The sequence below is a fragment of the Streptomyces sp. NPDC038213 genome, assembly GCF_055600495.1.
Map to the genome: position 1 here is coordinate 151298 of NZ_JBVJYM010000013.1, position 19707 is coordinate 171004.

The following is a 19707-nucleotide window of genomic DNA, read 5'->3' on the forward strand; positions in this document are numbered from 1 at the left end:
TTCTGTCCCGTAACACTGCCACGCCCTTCTTCATTCCGAGACACCTGGTCCGATCCGCGAGACGATTTCGTCCCAGTACCCGGGCATCGCGGCCCACGGGTCGGCGATTCCGTGCCGGTCGGAGCGGTCCGTGAACCAGATGGTCCCGGCCCCCTGCCAGCGGGCGATCCGCACGGCCTCCTCCAGGTGGGTGCGGGGCACCCCGTGGACGAAGTGGCAGAACTTCTCCGGGGGGTGGTCGGCGGTCCACTCCGCCACCTGCGACCAGCGGTAGTCCGCCCAGGAGCCCGCGAACGTGACCAGCTGGTCGGCGAGTTCGGCGTAGCCGGGGTACGGGTGCGTGCCGTGCCCGAGCACGATGCGGACCGGGCGGCCGGGGGCGCCGAGGGTCCGCAGGGTCTCCACGGCCCGGCGGACCGCCGGCAGCCCCTGGCGTCCGGACGGGACCCCGGCCAGGTAGAAACCTCCCACCTTGTACCAGTCGCAGAACCGGTGCGCATCGGAGACCAGCTCCCCGAAGGACCGCCCGCCGTCCCGCATGGCGAGACGGCCGAGGACGGTGCCGCCGGCCTCGCGGAGCCGGGCCGCGGCCTCCGTGCAGTGCGGGTCGGGCCGCTGCCCCGGGCCGTCGGAGACGTTGAGCACGGCCCAGTGCAGGGGGGTGCCGGGGCGGGCCAGTTCGGCCCATTCCACCGGGGCGACCAGCGGGTGCGCGTAGCCGGGGACCCCGAATCCCGTGCGCCCGGCCCCGGTGGCGGCGGGGCGGGCGCCCTGGGTGGTCAGATGCGACACGCGGCCTCCATCCAGATGTCGGCCAGGGACTCCTCCAGGTTGATCCGGGGGCGCCAGCCGAGCCGGTCGCGGGCGGTGCGCACGTCGGCCTGCTGCCAGGCCCCGCAGCCGTCCGGGTAGGGGAAGGACGGCGGGACGGCGGCGGCAAGCTGGTCGGAGTTCGACTCGGTGCGCTGGGCACCGATCCCGCCCAGGCCGGGGGCGCGGCCCCCGTAGCCGTGCTGCGGGGGCGCGTCGAGCTCGTGGAGGGAGCCGCCGTACCCGGCGACCCGGGCGAGGACGGCGGCCGCGTCGCGCAGCCGCACGGCCCGGCCGGTGCCGATGTTGACCACGCCCTGGGCGGCGGACAGCGAGGCGGCGTGCACGGCCCGGGCCACGTCGCGGACGTCCACGAAGTCCCGCTGCACCCCGAGCCCGCCGAGCTTGAGCTCGCCGTCCCCGGACTGCATGGCGCGGCGCATGGCCTCGGCGAGCCGGCCGAGGGGGGAGCCGGCGGGGGTGCCGGGGCCGACGGGTGAGAACACCCGCAGGACGACGGCGTCGAGCCCGGAGCCGAGGACCAGCTCGGTGGCGGCGAGCTTGCTGACGCCGTACGGCCCTCCGGGCCTGGGGACGGCGTCCTCGGCCGTGGAGGACCCGGGCTGGCTGGGCCCGTACTCGGCGGCGCAGCCGAGCTGGACGAGCCGGGCCCCGCAGCCGCTGCGGCGCAGGGACTCGCAGATGGTGGCGACGGCGACGGTGTTGTGGCGGGTCAGCTCGCGGGCCCCGCCGCGGGTGGTGCCCGCGCAGTTGATCACGACCCCGGGGTGGACGGCGTCGAGGAAGCGGGTGAGCGCCCCCGGGCTGCCGGTGGCGAGGTCGAAGCGGACGTCGGCGTCGTCCCCGCGGCCGAGCGCGGTGAGCTGGACGGCGGGGTCGGCGAGGAGCCGGTCGGCCACGTAGCGGCCGAGGTATCCGTTGGCTCCGATCAGCAGCACCCTCATCGCGGGCTCCCTTCCTGCCGACGGGGGGTGGCGGTGGGTTGGGCGGTCATGTGTCGGTTCTCCTTCTCGGGGTCCGCTGCGGGCGCAGCGCTCTCGTTCTCGTGCTCCGTGGTGCCGGCGGCGGCCTGGCGGCCGGCCGGCCGGCCCGTGGCGTCGGCTCCACGGGCCGGGCGCGGGGGGTGGGGCAGGGGGTCGGGCGGGCGGATCGGTACGGGCGGGTACGGATCGGTACGGGTCGGGGTACGGGTCCGGCGGGGGTCAGGCCCTGCTGCGGGCCGGGGTACGGGCGGGTGTGCGGGCGGGCGCCGGGGCGGGGGCCCGGGTACGGGTGTGGGCGGAGGCCCGGGACAGGGCGGCGCAGGCGTGGACGAGCAGGGCGAGCGCGGCGGCGGCGAGCCCGGCCCCTTCGAGTCCGGCCGCCCAGGCGGCGGCCTCGGCGGCGCAGCCGGCGCCGAGGCCCGCGGCGGCCGTGAGCCCGTGGACGGCGAGCAGCCGGGCCGTGAAGAGCAGCGCGCCGAGGCACAGGCCGAGGACCGGGTCCCCGCCGGCGAGCAGCAGCAGGGCCGCGAGGGCGGCCGCGTACAGGGCGAAGACCCCGAGGAGGACCGGGCGGATGCCGGCGGCGAACTCGTCCAGGGCCCGGCTGGCGGCGAGCCGGCGGCGGGCGGCCGCCGTGAACAGCGCCGCGCAGCCGCTCGCGGGGGCCAGGGACAGGGCGAGGGCCACACCGGTCGCGGGCCCGGTGCCCGGTCCGGACACCGGCCCGGCGGCGGCCCCCTCGGTCCAGCCGTACCCGAGGAGCAGCAGGGCCGCCGCGGCCGCCAGCGGGCCGAGCAGGGGGCCGGGGGCGCTCAGCGGGCCGCGGCGCAGGCACAGCCAGAGGGCGCCGAGGCCGGCGGCGGCCCAGCCCGCGGCGGCCGCGGGGCCGCCGCCGGGCAGGTGCACGGCGGCCACGGCGAGGATGCCGGGCAGCAGCGCGAGGACGTGCGCGAGGTTCTGCTCGCGGCGCCGGCCGGGGGGCGCCGCGGGTACGGGCGGCCCGGCGGGGCCGGGGCTCCGGTCGGCGCGGGGCGCGCGGGCGTAGAGCTCCTCGGCGAGGGAGAAGACGTCGCGGTGCCGGAAGCGGGCGGCGGTGCGGTCGGTGACGCCGTGGGCCTCCAGACCGGCGGCGATCTCCAGCGGGTCCACGGCGCGTTCGCACAGCTCCCGGTGCCGGTGCAGCAGGACCTTGACGGGATCGACGGTGGCCCCCCGGCGCCGCGGCGCCCCGTTGACCCCCGCATTGACGCCCGGGTCAACCCGCACGCCCTCCCTTTCACCCCGCCCGGAGCCGTCCGCCGCACCCGCGCCGATGCCGCGCCCGGCGTACGCGTCCCCCGCGTACCCGCCCGCGCTCACAGCGCACCTCCGCCGGCCCCGGGCCCCCCGGCGGTCCGCCCGGCGAACCCTCCGTCAACCACTCCGGCAGGCTCTCCGGACACCAGCCCGGCCTGCGGCGGAACCACGGGGTCCACCGCTGCGGCGAAAGCCGCCGCGACGGGGACCGCGATGGCGGGGACCTCGGTGGCGGGGGCCGCCGTGTCGGGAGCCGCCGTGTCGGGAGCCGCGGTGGCCGGCTCGGCAGCAGCGGGGACCGCCGCCGCAGGATCCACCGCGGCAGGGTTCGTCCAGGCCGCGGGGTCCGCGTACGCGGACGGACCCGCCCAGGACTCCTGCGCGACGGGGGGCGTCCAACTCCCCTGGTCCGCCGGGACCGCGGGGTCCGCCCAGCCCTCCGGGTCCGCCGGGGCCGCCTGCGCGGCGGGGTTCGTCCAGGCCGCCGGGTCCGTGGCGGACGCGTCGGCGGGCGGGTCTGCGGGCACGGCCGCGAAGGTGGGGGTGTCCGCGGGGGCGGAAGGTGGCGCCGGTACGGGCACAGGCGCCGGTACGGGCACGGGCGCCTGTGCCGGGGCCTGTGCGGGTACGGCGGCCGTCGGGGCAGTCGGGAACGGGTCCGCCTCCGCCCCGGCCTGCGCCGCAGCGAACGGGTCGGCTGGTCCCGCGGGCCCTGCCGGCTCCGTCCCGGCGGCGGCGGACGGGAACTCCTGCCGGGCGGGCGCGGCCCCGGCGGGCTGCCCCGCCGGACCGGTCCGGTCCGCGGCGCCGGCCCCCGCCCCGGCCGGTGCCCAGGTGCCCGGGAGCCGGGCCTCGGCCGGCAGGGCGAAGGGGACCGGGGTGCCCGGGTCGGCGGGGCTGCGGGCGATCAGTTCGAGGTAGAGGTCGCGGAAGGCGGCCACGTTCTGCTCCACCGTGAAGAGTTCGAGCGCCCGCGCCCGGCCCGCGGCGCCCAGCCGTTGGGCCCGCTCGGGGTCGCGCAGCAGCGCCGTGCACGCCTCCGCGAGGGCCCGCGGATTGCGCGGCGGGACGACGAGCCCGGTGCCGCCGATCACCTCGACGACCGCTCCGGCGTCCGTAGAGACGGTGGCCCGCCCGCAGAACATCGCCTCGACCAGGCTGATCGGGAAGCCCTCGACCACGGAGGACAGCACCACCACCCGCCCCGACGCGTACGCGTCCGCCGGCTCCGGCACCTCCGGTCCGCCGATCTCCTCGAAGGAGACCGGGTTGTCCCCGGCCGTGACGGCGTTGACCGCCTCGTCGGGGAAGAGCTGGGCGGCCAGCGCCCGGCAGTGCGCCAGGTAGCCCGCCGCCTCCTCGGTGCGGGCCGGGGCGGCGAAGATCCGCAGCCGGGCGGCCGGCTCCTCGCGGCGGACCTCGGCGAAGGCGTGCAGCAGCCCGATCAGGTCCTTCGCGGGCTCGGTGCGGCCGACCCAGACCAGGGTGAGCGGATCGCCCGCCGCCGGGTCCTCCCCGACGGTGGCGAATCGGTCCGCCTCCATGCCGGGGTAGACCGTCCGCAGCCGGGCCCGGTCCGCCCCGCAGCGCTCCTGCCAGCGGCGGGCGTGGGTGTTGCCGGGGGTGATCAGGTCGGCCTGCCGGTAGATCTCGGCCGCGAGCCGGCCGTGGAAGGCGGCCTGCAGGGCCCGGAGGGGTGCGGAGGGCCCGCCCGCGTACGGGTCTCCGGCCGGGCCCGCGGCCTCCGCGAGCCGGGCGTGGGCCGCCGACTCCAGGTAGTGGGCGCGGAGTTGGACCCCGTACTCGGTGAGCAGCAGGGGGACCCCGAAGAAGCGTTTGGCCAGCAGGCCGGGCAGGGCCGCGATCCCGCCGGCGGCCGCGTGGCAGAGGTCGACGCGGCCGAGGTCTCCGTACCAGTCGAGGGACAACGGGCGCAGGGCGCGCTCCAGTTCGTCCACGAAGGCGAGCAGGTCGGGCACCTGTACCTGGTGGAGGGTGCGGCCCGCACCGGGGGCCCTGCAGGCGGCTTCCAGGCCGCGCACGGCGGTCTCGGAGCGGAGGGCCGCGTACAAGCCGCCCTCGTCTCGGGCGAGTTCGGCGAGTTCGTACAGCCCGGCGGCGAACCGGTCAGCGGCGGAGCCCGCGGCAGAGGCGGCGGCGGCCGGGGCGCCGGATCGCGAAGCGCTGCCCGTATCAGCGGAGTTGGCGTTTTCGGTCCCGCCGGGGGCGCAGACCCCGGCGACGAGCTCCGCGAAGGCGGCGGCGAACCGGCGGCGCTCCCGGCGCCCGTAGGAGCGCCCGTCGTCGGCGGGGGCCCACAGGGCGGCCGTGCGCACCCGGGTCACGTGCGGGGGGAGCGGCACCCGGCCGCGCTCCTCCTGCTCGGCGCTGCGGCTCAGTGCGTACAGCTCGAACTCGTGCTGGGCGAGGCCGCGGACGAGCCGGTCGCACCAGAGCCTGGCCTCACCCGCCGCATACGGGTATCCGCCTTCCGTGAGCAGTCCGATCCGCACGAGTGCACCCCCGATCTCCCGTGAGAGGGCGGTCGCCTTCGGTCCGGCGACCCGCCGCGGGAGAACTCAAGCGGATGTGCCGGTGGCGCGGCGGACGGTTGTCCGTCGCGCCACCGGAAGGGGTGAAGACTCGTAACTTTCCCGTACTCTCGGCGTTCCGCCGCGCTAAACCCCGCTTCGCCCCACGAACTCCCGTGCGGGCTCCGCCGCCGGACCGCCCTGCGGTCCGCCGGAAGGCCCCCCTTCCGGTCCGGACGGCGCATCCGCCCCCGCCCCCGTGTGCGCCCCGGCAGCCGCCCCCGCATCCGGGTGCTGGTCCCGGCGGGCGCGGCGGCGGGCGGCGGCGTGCTCCGGCTCCAGGGCGGGTACGGCTGCCAGCAGCTGGCGCGTGTACGGGTGCCGGGGGCTGCCGTAGACCTCGGCGACCGGCCCCTCCTCGACCACCCGCCCGCCGCGCATGACCGCCACCCGGTCGCTGACCTGCCGTACCACGGCGAGGTCGTGCGCGATGAACACCAGGGCCAGCCCCAGCTCCCGCTGGAGCTCGGCGAGCAGCCCGGTGACCTGGGCCTGGGTGGTGACGTCGAGGGCGGAGACCGGCTCGTCGCAGACGATCAGCCGGGGCCGCGGGGCCAGGGCCCGGGCGATGCCGACGCGCTGGCGCTGCCCGCCGCTGAACTCGTGCGGGTAGCGGTCGTAGTGGGCCGGGTCGAGCCCGACCCGCTCCAGCAGTCCGCCGACGCGTTTGCGGATCGCCGCCTCGTCCCGCTCCCCGGCGGCGCGCAGCGGGTCGGCGACGGACTCGCCGATGCTGCGCCGCGGGTTGAGGGAGGAGACGGGGTCCTGGAAGACCATCTGGACCCCGGGCACGGGCCCGCCGCGGGCCGCGGCGCCCTGGTGGACGACCACCCCGGCGGAGGGCTCCAGCAGTCCGACGAGCATCCGCCCGAGGGTGCTCTTGCCGCTGCCGGACTCCCCGACGATCCCCAGGGTCTCCCCCGCGCGCACGCTGAGGCCCACCCCGGCCACGGCGTCCACCCGGTCCCTGCCGCGCCCGAAGGTCTTGTGCAGCCCGAAGGCCTCGACGACGGGCCCGCCCGCCTCGGCGGAGGCGGCGGAGGAGGCGGCCCCGGGGGCTGCGGGGCCCCCGCCCGGTTCCCGCTCCGCGAGCGGCGCGTCCAGCCGCGGTACGGCGGCCAGCAGCGCCCGCGTGTACGGGTCGCCGGGCGCGCCCAGGACGGCCGCCGCGCTGCCCCGCTCGACGGTCCTCCCGCCGCGCATGACGAGCAGGTCGTCCACGCTCTCGGCGGCGACGCCCACGTCGTGGGTGACGAGCAGCAGTCCGAGTCCGCGCTCCTCGCGCAGCCCGTGCAGCAGGTCGAGGATCTGGGCCTGGACGGTGACGTCGAGGGCGGTGGTCGGCTCGTCGGCGACGAGGAGCGCCGGTTCGCAGGCCAGGGCCATGGCGATGAGGACCCGCTGCCGCATCCCGCCGCTGAACTCGTGCGGGCGCGAGCGGGCCCGGCGGGCCGGGTCGGGGATGCCGACCCGGTCGAGCACCTCGACGGCGCGGGCCCGGGCGGCGCGGCGGCGGGCGCCCGTGTGGGTGCGGTACACCTCGGCGATCTGGTCGCCGACGGCGTAGTAGGGGTCGAGGGCGCTGAGCGGGTCCTGGAAGACCATGGCGGCGGTGCCCCCGCGCAGCCGGCGCAGGGCGGCCGGGGAGGCGGTGGCGGGGTCGAGCCCGTCGACGCGGACGGTGCCCGAGGTGCGGGTCCCGGTGCCGCGGTGCAGTCCGAGCAGGGCGGCGGCCGCGGTGGACTTGCCGCTGCCGGACTCCCCGACGATGCCGAGGGCCCGGCCGGGCGCGAGGGTGAAGGACAGCCCGTCGACGGCGCGGGTGTACGTGCCGTCCCCGGCCGGGAAGTCGACGGTCAGGCCCTCGACCTCGACGAGCGGACCGGTACGGCCGGTGTGCGGGCCGTCCGGCGGGGCGGGCGGTCCGGTGTGCGGCCCGGTGGCGGTCATCGGAGGGTCACCCTTCGGTCGGCGGCGGCGGACAGCAGGTCGGCGAGGGCGCCCGCGAGGACCACGGCGGCGCCGATGACGAGGACCACGCCCACGACCACGGGCAGGTCGGCCACCCGCACCCCGTCGATGAGGGTCTTGCCGAGCCCGGGGATCCCGAAGAGGGATTCGGTGAGCACGGCGCCGCCCATCATGGTCCCGAAGTCGACGGCGCTGAGCGCGATCACGGGCGGTACGGCCCCGCGCAGCGCGTGCCGCGCGACCACGGCGCGCTCCGGGACCCCGTAGGCGCGGAAGGTGCGGATATGGTCCTCGGCCAGCGTCTCCAGGGTGGAACTGCGCGTCAGGCGGGCGTACTTGGCGCTCTCGAAGAAGCCGAGGGCGAGCCAGGGCAGCAGCAGGTTCCAGGCCCACTGCTCGGGGTCCTCGCCGAAGGGCACGTAGGTGGGGAAGGGCAGCCACTGGAGGTGGGCGCAGACCGCCATGAGGAGCAGCAGCCCGAGGATGAAGACGGGGGTGCCGGTGCCGGCCAGGGTGAGGACGGTCAGGACCCGCTCGGTGGCGCCGCCGCGGCGCAGCGCGGACAGCAGTCCGGTGCCGACGCCGAGGACGAGCCAGATGACGAGGGCGCCGAGGGCCAGCGAGAGGGTGGCGGGCAGGCGTTCCAGGATCAGGGCGGTGACCTGCTGGTCGCTCTGGTACGAGAAGCCGAGGCAGGGGGCGCTGCAGTGCAGGGTGCCGGTGCCGGAGGAGTAGTCCCGCCCGGCCAGGATCCCCTGGAGGAAGTGCAGGTACTGGGCCGGTACGGAGGCGTTCAGCCCGAGCCGTTCGCGGACCTGGGCGATCTGTTCGGGGCTGCACCGCTCCCCGCAGGCGAGCCGGGCGGGGTCGCCGGGTGCGAGGTAGAAGAGGGCGTAGACGAGGACGGACAGCAGGAGCAGCACGAGGAGGGCGCCGCCGGTCCGCTTGAGGGCGAAGCGGATCATGCCGCGCCCTCCTTCCGGGTGCCGACCCGCAGCCGGGCGGCCTCGCGCGGGTCGAGGGCGGTGCGCACGGCGTCGCCGAGGACGGTGAAGGCGAGGACGGTGGCGAAGAGCAGTCCGGCGGGCAGCAGGACGTATGCGGGGTCGGCGCGGAACCAGGTCTGCGCGGAGGACAGCATCTGCCCCCAGGAGGGGGTGGGCGGGGTGACGCCCACGCCGAGGAAGGACAGCGAGGCCTCGACCACGATGTTCACGGGCAGCAGCACGGCGGCGTACGTGATCACGGGGGCGGCCAGGGCGGGCAGGAGTTCGCGGCGGGCGGTCCGCAGGGGCCCGCTGCCGCCGAGCCGGGCGGCTTCGACGTAGTCGAGTCCGCGCAGGGCCAGCGCCTGGGCGCGGACGATGCGGGCGATGGAGCCCCAGCCGAGCAGGCCGATGACGAGGACCAGCAGGAGCGGGCGGGGGAATCCGGCGGGGACGACGGCGGTGAGGGCGATGGCGAGGATGAGCATGGGCAGGGCGATGAGGACGTCGGTGGTCCGGCCGACGACCGCGTCGACGAGCCGGTTGCCGAGGGCGGCGGCCAGTCCGGCGGCCACGCCGGTGAGGAGCTGGACGGCGGTGGCGCCGAGGGCGACGAGCAGGGAGGTCTGGGCCCCGTAGAGGAGCCGGGTGAGGAGGTCGCGGCCGGTGCCGGGTTCGACGCCGAGCCAGTGGTCGGCGGAGACCCCGCCGAGGGGGCCGAGGGGGACGCCGCCGCGGGCCGAGTCGACGAGTTCGTCGTGGTAGGCGTACGGGTCCTGGCCGGTGAGCTGGGCGACGAGGGGGGCTGCGGCGGCGAGGAGGACGAGGAGGGCGAGGACGGAGCCCGCGGCGAGGGCCGAGGGCCGGCGGCGCAGGCGCCGCCAGACCTGGCGGGCGGCGCCCGTGCCGGGGGCGGCCGCCCCCGGCACGGGCGCCTGCGCCCCGTGGATCACGGTCACTTGACGGCGACCTGGGAGATGTCGAGGACGCCGGTCCAGTCGCTGATCACGATGTTCTTGACGTCCTTGCCGTAGAGGCGCTTGTAGACGGGGTGGAACAGCGGGACGTCCAGGGCGAGTTCGCCGATCTTCCGGTCGAGGGCGCCCCAGCGCTTGCCGGCGGCGGCCAGGTCGGTCAGCTTGGCGATCTCGTCGATCTCCTTGTTGACGGCCGGGTCGTTGAGCTGCGCGTGGTTGTAGTTGGTGCCGTTGGTGACGATCTGGCGGCCGTCGAAGATGGGCTGGAGGAAGGGGCCGCCGGAGGGCCAGTCGGCGCCCCAGCGGGAGAGGAAGAAGCCGGGGGTGTTCTTGACGTCCCAGCGGCGCTCGTTGAACGCGTTGTTCTCCAGGCCCTCCAGCTTGACGGTGATGCCGGCGGCGGCGAGGGCCTGCTGGACGGCGGTGGCGACCTCGGGGCTGGTCTGGCGGTTCTGCTGGGTGGAGTGGGTGAGGGTGACGGTCAGCCCGTTCGGGTGGCCGGCCTCCTTGAGGAGCTCCCTGGCCTTGGCGGGGTTGCCGGAGGGGCCGGCCGGGAAGTGGTCGTACTTCTCGAAGCCGAAGGCCTCCTTCTCGGGCAGGAAGGTGGTGGCGGGCTCGGCGAGGGCGGAGCCGCCGGCGGCGTTGACCACGCTGGTGCGGTTGATGGCGTACGCGACGGCCTGGCGGACCTTCGGGTTGTCGAAGGGCTTCACCTTCGGGTTGAAGGCCAGGTAGTTGACGTAGCCGAAGCGGCCGGTGCCGACCCGGGCGGCGAGCTCCTTGTTGCCGCCGATCTGGGCGAGTTCGGCGGGGCCGAGGTTGGTGTCGGTGGTGACGGCGGCGGAGTCGGGGCCGGAGCTGGTGGACAGGCGCTGGTTGATGACGGCGGAGTCGAGCCCGGAGCGGACGTCGATCCGGTCGGGGTAGGCCTTGCGCTCGGCGTCGGTCTTCGGGTCCCAGTGCGGGTTGCGCTCCAGGACCAGGCGCTCGCCGTCGTTCTCGTTGGAGGCCACCTTGTACGGGCCGGAGGAGACGGGGTGCTCCTCGTACTTCACCCCGGTGTCCTTGGCCCTGGGTACGGGCGCGAACTGGGTCTGGGTGGCGACGTAGGCGAACTCGCCCTGGGGCTTGCGGAGTTTGAAGACGATGGTCTTCGCGTCCGGGGTGACGATGGAGTCGAGCCCCTTCTTGTCCTTGTACGGGCCCTGGTACTTCTCGCCGCCGATGAGCCAGTCGCGCAGGTAGGGGGCGCCGCCGGAGAGTTCGGCGGCGAAGGAGCGCTCGATGCCGTACTTGACGTCGGCGCTGGTGATGGGCGTGCCGTCCTCGTACTTCAGCCCGTCCTTGAGGGTGTACGTCCACTCGGTGGCGTCGGCGTTGGGGCGGCCGGTGTCGGTGGCCAGGTCGGGGACGACCTCGGTGCCGGCGGCGCCGTCCTCGCGGTTGCGGGTGGTCAGCGTGCGGAAGACGAGGGAGGGGACGTTGCCGCCGCCGGAGGTGTAGAGCCGGGCGGGGTCGAAGTCGCTCTGCGGGTCGGAGTTGAGGACGGTCAGCGTGCCGCCCTTGCGGGGGGCGCCGTCCGCGGCGCCGGACCCGCCCCCGCTCTTCGTACCGTCCTGGGGACCCGCGCACGCGGCGGCGCCCCCGGCCAGTACGAGGCTGACGGCGGCCGCGGCGGCGCGGCGCGATATGGGGGAATGGGGGCGCATGGGAACAAACCTCTCGGCGTAAGGAGACGGGAAAGGCCGCAGGGGGCCGGGGTGACGCCGCGCGAGGTACTGCCGGTTCCCACAGCAACGGCTCTATGCGGAAAGGGAGTTCCGCAGCACCGGACTGTCGTGTCAGAAAAGGGAGGGCCGCATCCGCGGGCGGGAGTGCCCGGGCGCGGCCGCGAGCCGGGGTCCCGTACGCCGCGTACCGGAAAAGGCGGTACGCCCGTGTACGGGGGAAGGCTGCCGACGCGCGCTCGGGCGGGCGTCAGCTACAGAAGATGTCGGCCACGCTGTGCGCGGTCACGCCGAGCAGCGCCAGCTCGATGGCGGCGCTCGCGGTGACGGCGTGGTGGCGGGACATGCGAGAACGATTGCCGATGGCCGGACCGGTTGTCAACGCGGCCCGGGCGAGGACCGCTCGATTCCGCGGCCCCGCCCCTGCGCACTCCTGGCGGAGCGTCCGTCAACTCCCGGGGTACACCCAGGGGTTGGGCTTGCAGGAGATACCGCCGAGGGTGAGGGACTTGGTCTGCTGCTGCATGATCGGGGCGAGCGCTCCGGGGGTGCTGCAGTTCACATGCCCGTGGCCGAGCCGGTGTCCGACCTCGTGGTTGATGAGCATCTGCCGGTACGCGAACATCTTGTCCGGCCCGAAGGTGTCCGAGCCGCGCGCCCAGCGGAAGGCGTTGATCATGACCCGCTCGGTGGAGGCGGAGTCGCAGGAGACGTTCTCGACGGTGGTGTCCAGGTCGGACTTGCGGCACCAGACCCCAGTGGTGCCGGGGCTCGCGAGGGTGACGACGAAGTCCGCCTCGCCGCCGGGCACCCGCTCGAAGGCCAGCCCGTCGCGGGCCCAGCTGCGCTTGTCGTTGAGGGTGCGCTGCACGGCCTCCGCGAAGAGCGCGCCGTCGAGCGACAGGCCCTTCTCCACGTCGACCCGGTAGCGGACGGTCTTGCCCCGGCCGGGGGCCCTGGCCACGCCCGGCACGGTGTCGAAGGTCCCCGGGCCCTGGAGCTTCGGGTCGATGGGGTACTGCGCCGCCATCTTCTGGTCGTACGTCGGCTCGGGCGCGTCGGCCGCGGCCGGCTCGGGCCGGGCGGGGGCGGGCCGCTCCTGGGAGCGGGAGGCCTCGCTCGGCTCCTGGGCCCGGGGCAGCCCGCCGTCGGCGGCCCGGGTGCGGGAGTCCCCGCCGTCGCCCGTGACCTGCCCGGCGACGACCACGGCGAGCACGGTGGTGACGACCGCGGCGGCGATGCCGGTGTAGGTGCGGGCCCTCGCCGGCCGGCCGGGGCGGCGCTCCGGCCGGGCGGCGGGCGCGTCGGGGCGCGGGGCGCGGACCCGGCGGTGCGATCCGGTGCCGGTGAGGGCGGGGTCCTCGGCGGGGGCCGCAGGGTCGGCCGCACCGCCGGGGCAGCCGTCGAGCAGGGCGACGGAGCCCGCGGGACCCGCCTCGTGTTCCGCTTCGGCGGCAGTCCCGTGGCGGGGCGCGGGCAGGTCTATGCGGACCTGCGGCACCCCGTAGGCCGGGGTGCCGGTGTAGCGGGGCACCCCGCGCCAGTCCCCGTACACCTGGGGCTCGGGGTGGCCGCCGCGCACCTCGGGCCCGCCGGTCCCGCCGGGTCCGGCGCCGTGGCCCTGGTGGGTCACGGTGGGCTCGGCCGGGGCGAAGACCTCGGCGCCCGCCGCCCCGGACAGGGCGGTGAAGGCGGGGAAGGCCAGGTGGGCCCCGGTCTCGGTGAACCCGGGGTACTGGGCCTGCGCGGAGTACTCGGAGTGCTCCGGGTAGCCGGTGAACCCGGCTGCGGACTGCGCCCGGTCTTCGCCGCGGGACCCGAAGGGGTCGAAGGGTTCGAAAGGACCGGCGGGATCCGGCTCCCCGTACAGGTCCCCGTACCCGTCCGCACCGCCCGCCGGATACGCCGGGTACGGCCCGCCCTGCCCGCCGTACTCCTGCCCCGCCGGGGCGGCGTACGCCTCGTGCCCGGCCTCAGCGGCCGGCGCCTGTTTCGCGGCCGGCTCGGGAGCCGGGCCCTTTCTGCTGTGTCGTCCCACCGGTGCCCTCAGCTCCCGCTCGCGTCGTGGAGCAGGTCGCGGAAGGCGTCCGCGACGATCTCCGGGTACTCCATCATCGCCACGTGCCCCGCCTCGGGCAGGGTCAGCAGCCGCGACCCTCGGAAGGCCGCCGCGGCCTTGCGCGCCATCCGGTACGAGACCATCCGGTCCCGGCCGCCGTACACGAGCAGCGTGGGTGCGAGCACCCGCTCGGCCTGCCGCCACAGCCCGTACTGGCCGGGCAGGGTGTACGCGTCCACGATCGCCCGCGTGGAGCGGACCATGGCGTCCCAGAAGTACGGCAGCTCCAGCCGCCGCTCCATCTCCTCGACGGCGTACCGGAAGTTCTCGGGGGTGACCCGCGAGGGGTCGCCGTAGCAGAGTCCGAGGACACCGCGGGTGCGCTGCTCGGCGGTCCAGTCCCGGCTGAGCCGGCCGAAGAGCCCGCAGACGCCGGGCACGGCGAGCAGCACGGTCGGCAGGACCGTGGACTGCACCCGCAGCTCGGGCAGGGCGGGCGAGACGAGGGTGAGGGTGCGCACCAGGTCGGGGCGGGCGGCGGCGACCCGGGTGGCGACGGCGCCGCCGAGCGAGTTGCCGACGAGGTGCACCGGGCCGCGGCCGCGCGCCTCGATGAGGCGGATGACGGCGCGGGCCTGGCGGGTGACGGAGTAGTCGCCGTCCTGCGGCGGCGGGGAGTCCCCGAATCCGGGCAGGTCCACGGCCTCGCAGTCGACCTGGCCGGCCAGCAGCCGCATCAGCGCGGACCAGTTCTGGGAGGAGCCGCCGAGCCCGTGCACGAACAGGGCGGGCGGCAGTCCGGGGGCGGCCGGCGGGCGCGAGCGCACGCTCAGCGTCAGACCGGGCAGCTCCGTGCGGCGCAGCTGCTCGCCCTCGGCCACGCGGACGGGGCGGGCCCTGGGGGTCGCCGGGGCGGTGGCCCGGACGTCCGGCAGCTCGGTCGAAGACATGCGGGCAATGTTACGAGACGATCACGTGCGGACCCGTGTGTTCGCGCTCACAGACCCGCCGGGGATCCGCGTAGCGGCGTACCCGTACTCCTCCTAGGCTCGTAGATGAGAGGGGCAGAGAGAGGAAGGAGGGGAGCCGCATGACGGTCGACCCGACGGAGCCGGACACCTTCCGGGACCAGCTCGACCCCCGCGACGCCGAGGCCCCCGAGGCGGACTCCGCGGAGCAGCGCGCGGAGCTCACCCCCCGCGGGGACGACCCGCTCTCCGAGCGCGACCGCGACGGCTCCGCGGAGGCGGACGCCGCGGAGCAGGCGCGGGTGGTCGCCCTCGACGAGGAGGACTACCGCTGACCCGGCGCTGACCGGCCCGGAGCGGTGGCAGGACCGCGGAGCGCGGTGTCCGGTGGCCGAGAAAACTCGGTCTCGACCCCCCAGATCCTGTTACCGAAAAGTACGATGGCGGGCGCGGCGCAGAGCGCACTGTGTTCATGAAGAAAGTGGGAGGCGGCGTGACAGCCATCGAGCAGACCGAGGCGGCGCGCCCGCGGGGCACGCGACTGCCGCGCCGAGCCCGACGCAACCAGCTCCTGGGCGCCGCCCAGGAGGTGTTCGTCGCGCAGGGGTACCACGCGGCGGCGATGGACGACATCGCCGAGCGCGCCGGTGTGAGCAAGCCCGTGCTGTACCAGCACTTCCCCGGGAAGCTGGACCTGTACCTGGCGCTGCTGGACCAGCACTGCGAGGCGCTGCTGCTGGCGGTGCGCGGGGCGCTGGCCTCCACGACGGACAACAAGCTGCGCGTGGCCGCGACGATGGACGCGTACTTCGCGTACGTGGAGGACGAGGGCGGCGCCTTCCGCCTGGTCTTCGAGTCGGACCTGACGAACGAGCCCGCGGTGCGCGAGCGCGTGGACCGGGTCTCGCTCCAGTGCGCGGAGGCGATCTCCGAGGTCATCGCGGAGGACACGGGCCTGTCGCAGGACGAGTCGATGCTGCTGGCCGTGGGCCTGGGCGGGGTCTCGCAGGTGGTGGCCCGCTACTGGCTGTCGAGCGAGAGCCCGGTGCCGCGGGACAAGGCGGTCGGGCTGCTGACCTCGCTGGCCTGGCGCGGTATCGCCGGCTTCCCGCTGCACGGCGCGGAGGGCGAGCGGGCCTGAAGCCGGCCCCTCCCGGGCCGGGCCCGGCCGTCTGCGGCGGGCTCCGGCGGGCGGTGTTCGCTCGCAGCGTTCGGCGGCACCCCGGTGGCGGTCCCCTCTCCGGGCTAATGTGGTGCGCGTACGGCGCGGACACCGCGCGACCAGGACCGTCGGAGGGACATAGCCGTGGAGGTCAAGATCGGCGTGCAGCACGCACCCCGTGAGATCGTGCTGGAGAGCGAGCTCAGCGTCGAGCAGATCGAGGGGCTCGTGTCGGACGCGCTGACGGGCAAGACCCAGCTGCTCACGCTGACGGACGCCAAGGGCCGCACGGTCCTGGTGCCGGCCGCCCGACTCTCGTACGTGGACATCGGCGAGCCCGCCGTCCGCAAGGTCGGTTTCGGCGCCTGAGCACAGGCTGCGCATCACGCACGGGAAACGGCCCGGCGGTCCTCGACCGCCGGGCCGTTTTCTCTTTCCTTGCGCTGTTTCCGCACAAGCGGAGCAAGGCATCTCACAAGAGGATTGTCCTCCGCACCCTCCGGGTAGGACCGGCTACGACCGATTTGCCCTGACCGTGCGGGAGGGAACCATGCTCGTGGAAGTACTCGGCTCGGCGCTGCTCGGTCTGGCCTTGTCCTGGCTGGCGCTGCGGAGGCTGCCGGGCAGACTGCCCGCCGCCCGGGCCGTCACGGCCGCGGGCTCCCTGGGCGGTGCCTTCGGCGGGTACCTGACGCACTACGCGCTCGGCCCCGGCCATTCGACGGTGCCCGCCGCCCTGCTGGGCGGGGTGCTGGTGGCCGCGGTCGTGCTGTCGCTGCTGCTGCGCCCCTCGGCCCCGCCGCCCGCGCGGGGCCGGCGGCCCTTCTCGGTGCCGTCCGGCGGCTGAGGACCCGCGGCGGGGGCCCGCGGCCGGGCACCCGCCGCCGACGCACTCCGGCCCCGGCGGAGGAGGACCTCCCGCCGGGGCCGGGCGCTGCAGGGCTGCCGGGCCGGCCTCAGGCGGCCAGGCCCAGGGCCGCCATCCGCTTGGTGTGCGCCTTGGTGATCCGGGTGAACATCTCGCCGACGGCGGCGAGGTCGAATCCGGCGGCCATCCCGTCGACCCCGCCGACCAGCATGGTCGACAGCGCGTCGCGCTCGGCGACCACCCGCTGCGCCTGCGAGAGGGCCTCGCCCATCAGGCGTCGGGCCCACAGCGCGAGCCGGCCGCCGACCCGCGGGTCGGCCTCGATCGCGGCGCGGACCTTCTCGACCGCGAAGTTGCCGTGGCCCGTGTCGTCCAGCACGCCGAGGACCAGGGCGCGGGTGTCGGCGTCGAGGTGGGTGGCGACCTCGCGGTAGAAGTCGCTGGCGATGGAGTCGCCGACGTACGCCTTGACCAGGCCCTCCAGCCAGTCGGAGGGGGCGGTCTGGCGGTGGAAGTCGTCCACGCCCTTCGCGAAGGGCTCCATGGCGGCGGTCGGCTCCGCCTCGATGGCGGCGAGCCGGTCGCGCAGCCGCTCGAAGTGGTGGAATTCGGCGGAGGCCATCTTCGCCAGCTCGGCCTTGTCGGCGAGGGTGGGGGCCAGCTTCGCGTCCTCGGCGAGCCGCTCGAAGGCCGCGAGCTCGCCGTAGGCGAGGGCGCCGAGCAGGTCCACCACGGCGGCGCGGTACTGCGGGGTGGCGGAGGCCGTCGCCCAGTCCTGGGCGGCGATACCGGTCGGGGCGGTGTCGGCAGCGGTGCTGTCGGGGGTACGGTCCGCGGAGTTCTGAGGGTCTTCAACGCTCGGCATGCCGGAAACATTAGCCCGCCCGGAGGGCTTCGGAAGTGCCTGGTCAATGACCGGAATCCGGACTCCTCGGTGAATTCGCCCAACACACCTGCGCGATTCCGGGGTACAGTGGTAATGCGCCTGCCGAATACTCGGCGGGCCATCCGAATGAGGATGCCCGGTCGGTGGCCCGATCGGCTCCAACCGACCGCCCTCGATGCGGTGCGTGCGTTCGTGTACGACGCCGCCCATGAGGGGCCCCCTCAGCGGTATGAGCGCTTGAGCGAAGGCCGTGGTCCCGCGCCGCCGTGTGTGAAAGCCAGGCAGCACGGTAAGACCCCCTCTCGCCGCCCCATGCCGCGTCTCACAGAAGAGGCAGCACCCTGACTACGTTCCGAGAGCTCGGGATCTACCCCGAGACCGCCGAGGCCCTCGAAGCCGTCGGCATCGTGTCCCCCTTCCCGATCCAGGAGATGACCCTTCCCGTCGCCCTTTCGGGCACGGACGTCATCGGCCAGGCGAAGACCGGCACCGGCAAGACGCTCGGTTTCGGCCTCCCCCTGCTGGAGCGGGTCGTCGTCCCCGCGGACGTCGAGGCCGGCCGGGCCCGCCCCGAGCAGCTCACCGACCTCCCGCAGGCCCTGATCGTCGTACCGACCCGCGAGCTGTGCACCCAGGTCACCAACGACCTGCTCACGGCCGGCAAGGTGCGCAACGTCCGCGTCCTCGCCATATACGGCGGCCGCGCGTACGAGCCCCAGGTCGAGGCGCTCAAGAAGGGCGTCGACGTGATCGTCGGCACCCCGGGCCGCCTGCTCGACCTCGCGGGCCAGAAGAAGCTCGACCTCTCGAAGGTCAAGGCCCTCGTCCTGGACGAGGCCGACGAGATGCTCGACCTGGGCTTCCTGCCCGACGTCGAGAAGATCATCAACCTGCTTCCGGCCACGCGCCAGACCATGCTGTTCTCGGCGACCATGCCGGGCGCGGTCATCGGCCTGGCCCGCCGCTACATGTCGCAGCCCACGCACATCCGCGCCACCTCGCCGGACGACGAGGGCGCGACCGTCGCGAACATCACGCAGCACGTCTTCCGCGCCCACTCGATGGACAAGCCGGAGCTGGTCTCGCGGATCCTGCAGGCCGAGGGCCGCGGGCTGGCGATGATCTTCTGCCGCACCAAGCGCACCGCCGCGGACATCGCGGAGCAGCTGGAGCGCCGCGGCTTCGCCTCCGGCGCGGTCCACGGCGACCTCGGCCAGGGAGCCCGCGAGCAGGCCCTGCGGGCCTTCCGCAACGGCAAGGTGGACGTGCTGGTCTGCACCGACGTCGCCGCCCGCGGCATCGACGTCGAGGGCGTGACCCACGTCATCAACTACCAGTCCCCCGAGGACGAGAAGACCTTCCTGCACCGGGTCGGCCGCACCGGCCGCGCCGGGGCGAAGGGCACGGCCGTCACCCTGGTCGACTGGGACGACATCCCGCGCTGGCAGCTGATCAACAAGGCGCTGGAGCTCGACTTCCACGAGCCGGAGGAGACCTACTCCACCTCGCCGCACCTGTACGAGCTGCTGCACATCCCCGCAGGCACCAAGGGCATCCTGCCCCGGGCCGAGCGCACCCGCGCCGGTCTGAAGGCCGAGGAGATCGAGGACCTGGGCGAGCCCGGCGGCCGCGGCGGCCGCCGCGGTGCGAAGCCGGCCCAGGCCGAGCGCACCGAGGAGCGCCCCGAGCGCACCCGCACCCCGCGCCAGCGCCGCCGCACCCGCGGCGGGGCCGAGCTCGCCGAGGGCGCTGCCGCGGCCCCGGCCGCCGCGGCCCCCGTGGCCGACCCGGCCGCCGAGGCCGTGGCCGAGCCCCGCAAGCCGCGCCGCCGCCGGACCCGGTCGGCTGCGCCCGCCGCCGCTGCCGCGGTGACCCCGGTCGCCGAGGCCCCCGCCGAGGCCGCGCCCGCGGCCGAGGAGGCCCCCGCGGCCCCGCGCCGCCGGACCCGCAAGGCCGCGGTGTCCGCCGAGGCCGCCGAGGCCGCCGAGGCCGCGGCGGTGACCCCGGTCGCCGGGGCCCCCGCGGCCGAGGAGGCCCCGCGCCGCCGGACCCGTACCCGCAAGGCCGTCGCCGAGACCGCCACCGTCCCGGAGCAGGCCGCCCCGGCCGAGGCCGCGGCGGAGGCCCCGGCCAAGCCGCGCCGGACCCGCAAGGCCGCCCAGCCGAAGGCCGCCGCGGCGGCCGGGGCTGCGGCGCCCGCCGCCGGTGCGGAGGAGGCCCCGGCCGCCCCGCGCCGCCGGACCCGCACCCGCAAGGCCGCGGCTCCCGCCGAGGCAGCGGAGGCCTGAGCACCGGTCCGCCGGAGCCGGGCACGGCCCGAGCAGCAGCCCGAGGGCCCGGTTCCCCCGTCGTGGGGGAACCGGGCCCTCGGCGTGCGTGGTTACGGGCGGGTAGGTTGAGGC

Annotated in this window: 16 protein-coding genes and 1 pseudogene; 5 read left to right on the forward strand and 12 right to left on the reverse strand. The window is 75.8% G+C overall.

Translation table 11 applies throughout. From position 1 onward, the window contains the following. Positions 1-30 precede the first annotated feature (30 nt). From ACZ7JZ_RS20005 to ACZ7JZ_RS20055, 11 genes and pseudogenes are all read right to left on the reverse strand, one after another. The gene (locus tag ACZ7JZ_RS20005) at positions 31-792 is read right to left on the reverse strand and encodes a spherulation-specific family 4 protein (protein ID WP_470940917.1); all 762 of its coding nucleotides are present in this window, start codon (positions 790-792) and stop codon (positions 31-33) included. Further along, positions 780-1775, reverse strand: a complete 996-nt coding sequence (locus ACZ7JZ_RS20010; RefSeq protein WP_470940919.1) for an NAD-dependent epimerase/dehydratase — start codon at positions 1773-1775, stop codon at positions 780-782. Before ACZ7JZ_RS20010 ends, ACZ7JZ_RS20005 begins: the two co-directional genes overlap by 13 nt. Positions 1776-2033: 258 nt before the next feature. After that, on the reverse strand, positions 2034-3173 hold the full coding sequence (locus tag ACZ7JZ_RS20015) for a hypothetical protein (RefSeq protein WP_470940921.1): 1140 nt from the start codon (positions 3171-3173) through the stop codon (positions 2034-2036). Positions 3174-3808: 635 nt separating this feature from the next. Beyond that, positions 3809-5623, reverse strand: a pseudogene (locus tag ACZ7JZ_RS20020) (DUF3492 domain-containing protein); the annotation flags it as partial. 165 nt (positions 5624-5788) lie between these two features. After that, positions 5789-7651, reverse strand: coding sequence for a dipeptide ABC transporter ATP-binding protein (locus ACZ7JZ_RS20025; RefSeq protein WP_470940923.1), 1863 nt, complete (start codon positions 7649-7651; stop codon positions 5789-5791). Continuing rightward, entirely contained in the window at positions 7648-8637 is a 990-nt protein-coding gene (locus tag ACZ7JZ_RS20030; protein ID WP_470940925.1) for an ABC transporter permease, read from the reverse strand. Before ACZ7JZ_RS20030 ends, ACZ7JZ_RS20025 begins: the two co-directional genes overlap by 4 nt. Continuing rightward, a complete protein-coding gene (locus tag ACZ7JZ_RS20035; RefSeq protein WP_470940989.1) occupies positions 8634-9611 on the reverse strand; it encodes an ABC transporter permease in 978 nt (325 codons plus the stop codon). The genes ACZ7JZ_RS20030 and ACZ7JZ_RS20035 overlap by 4 nt, the downstream gene beginning before the upstream one ends. Before the next feature lie 2 nt (positions 9612-9613). After that, positions 9614-11344 (reverse strand): ABC transporter substrate-binding protein, encoded by a 1731-nt coding sequence (locus tag ACZ7JZ_RS20040; RefSeq protein ID WP_470940927.1) that lies wholly within the window; start codon positions 11342-11344, stop codon positions 9614-9616. A 268-nt stretch (positions 11345-11612) separates the two neighbouring features. Further along, entirely contained in the window at positions 11613-11708 is a 96-nt protein-coding gene (locus ACZ7JZ_RS20045; RefSeq protein WP_470940929.1) for an Ms4533A family Cys-rich leader peptide, read from the reverse strand. Positions 11709-11810: 102 nt separating this feature from the next. Then, positions 11811-13400, reverse strand: a complete 1590-nt coding sequence (locus ACZ7JZ_RS20050; protein WP_470940931.1) for a DUF3152 domain-containing protein — start codon at positions 13398-13400, stop codon at positions 11811-11813. 8 nt (positions 13401-13408) lie between these two features. Beyond that, positions 13409-14371, reverse strand: coding sequence for an alpha/beta fold hydrolase (locus ACZ7JZ_RS20055; RefSeq protein ID WP_470940933.1), 963 nt, complete (start codon positions 14369-14371; stop codon positions 13409-13411). A 140-nt stretch (positions 14372-14511) separates the two neighbouring features. Between ACZ7JZ_RS20055 and ACZ7JZ_RS20060 the strand changes: the two genes are divergently transcribed. The 4 genes from ACZ7JZ_RS20060 to ACZ7JZ_RS20075 all read left to right on the forward strand — a co-directional run bounded on the left by ACZ7JZ_RS20060 (position 14512) and on the right by ACZ7JZ_RS20075 (position 16398). Then, positions 14512-14724, forward strand: a complete 213-nt coding sequence (locus ACZ7JZ_RS20060; RefSeq protein WP_470940935.1) for a hypothetical protein — start codon at positions 14512-14514, stop codon at positions 14722-14724. A 158-nt stretch (positions 14725-14882) separates the two neighbouring features. Then, positions 14883-15530, forward strand: coding sequence for a TetR/AcrR family transcriptional regulator (locus tag ACZ7JZ_RS20065; protein ID WP_470940936.1), 648 nt, complete (start codon positions 14883-14885; stop codon positions 15528-15530). A 165-nt stretch (positions 15531-15695) separates the two neighbouring features. Further along, entirely contained in the window at positions 15696-15920 is a 225-nt protein-coding gene (locus ACZ7JZ_RS20070) for a DUF3107 domain-containing protein (protein ID WP_470940938.1), read from the forward strand. 181 nt (positions 15921-16101) lie between these two features. Continuing rightward, on the forward strand, positions 16102-16398 hold the full coding sequence (locus tag ACZ7JZ_RS20075; RefSeq protein WP_470940940.1) for a hypothetical protein: 297 nt from the start codon (positions 16102-16104) through the stop codon (positions 16396-16398). Between the two features lie 109 nt (positions 16399-16507). On the opposite strand, the gene ACZ7JZ_RS20080 is transcribed toward ACZ7JZ_RS20075, so the two are convergent. After that, positions 16508-17284 (reverse strand): ferritin-like fold-containing protein, encoded by a 777-nt coding sequence (locus tag ACZ7JZ_RS20080; RefSeq protein ID WP_470940942.1) that lies wholly within the window; start codon positions 17282-17284, stop codon positions 16508-16510. Between the two features lie 452 nt (positions 17285-17736). Between ACZ7JZ_RS20080 and ACZ7JZ_RS20085 the strand changes: the two genes are divergently transcribed. Beyond that, the gene (locus tag ACZ7JZ_RS20085) at positions 17737-19593 is read left to right on the forward strand and encodes a DEAD/DEAH box helicase (protein ID WP_470940944.1); all 1857 of its coding nucleotides are present in this window, start codon (positions 17737-17739) and stop codon (positions 19591-19593) included. The last annotated feature ends 114 nt before the right edge of the window (positions 19594-19707 follow it).

What these genes read in the sequence shown, in the direction of transcription:
- ACZ7JZ_RS20010 (WP_470940919.1), bottom strand. Translation starts at nt 1,775, where the DNA reads ATGAGGGTGCTGCTGATCGGAGCCAACGGATACCTCGGCCGCTACGTG.
- ACZ7JZ_RS20040 (WP_470940927.1), bottom strand. Translation starts at nt 11,344, where the DNA reads ATGCGCCCCCATTCCCCCATATCGCGCCGCGCCGCCGCGGCCGCCGTC.
- ACZ7JZ_RS20025 (WP_470940923.1), bottom strand. Translation starts at nt 7,651, where the DNA reads ATGACCGCCACCGGGCCGCACACCGGACCGCCCGCCCCGCCGGACGGC.
- ACZ7JZ_RS20030 (WP_470940925.1), bottom strand. Translation starts at nt 8,637, where the DNA reads ATGATCCGCTTCGCCCTCAAGCGGACCGGCGGCGCCCTCCTCGTGCTG.
- ACZ7JZ_RS20080 (WP_470940942.1), bottom strand. Translation starts at nt 17,284, where the DNA reads ATGCCGAGCGTTGAAGACCCTCAGAACTCCGCGGACCGTACCCCCGAC.
- ACZ7JZ_RS20045 (WP_470940929.1), bottom strand. Translation starts at nt 11,708, where the DNA reads ATGTCCCGCCACCACGCCGTCACCGCGAGCGCCGCCATCGAGCTGGCG.
- ACZ7JZ_RS20075 (WP_470940940.1), top strand. Translation starts at nt 16,102, where the DNA reads ATGCTCGTGGAAGTACTCGGCTCGGCGCTGCTCGGTCTGGCCTTGTCC.
- ACZ7JZ_RS20055 (WP_470940933.1), bottom strand. Translation starts at nt 14,371, where the DNA reads ATGTCTTCGACCGAGCTGCCGGACGTCCGGGCCACCGCCCCGGCGACC.
- ACZ7JZ_RS20060 (WP_470940935.1), top strand. Translation starts at nt 14,512, where the DNA reads ATGACGGTCGACCCGACGGAGCCGGACACCTTCCGGGACCAGCTCGAC.
- ACZ7JZ_RS20085 (WP_470940944.1), top strand. Translation starts at nt 17,737, where the DNA reads ATGACCCTTCCCGTCGCCCTTTCGGGCACGGACGTCATCGGCCAGGCG.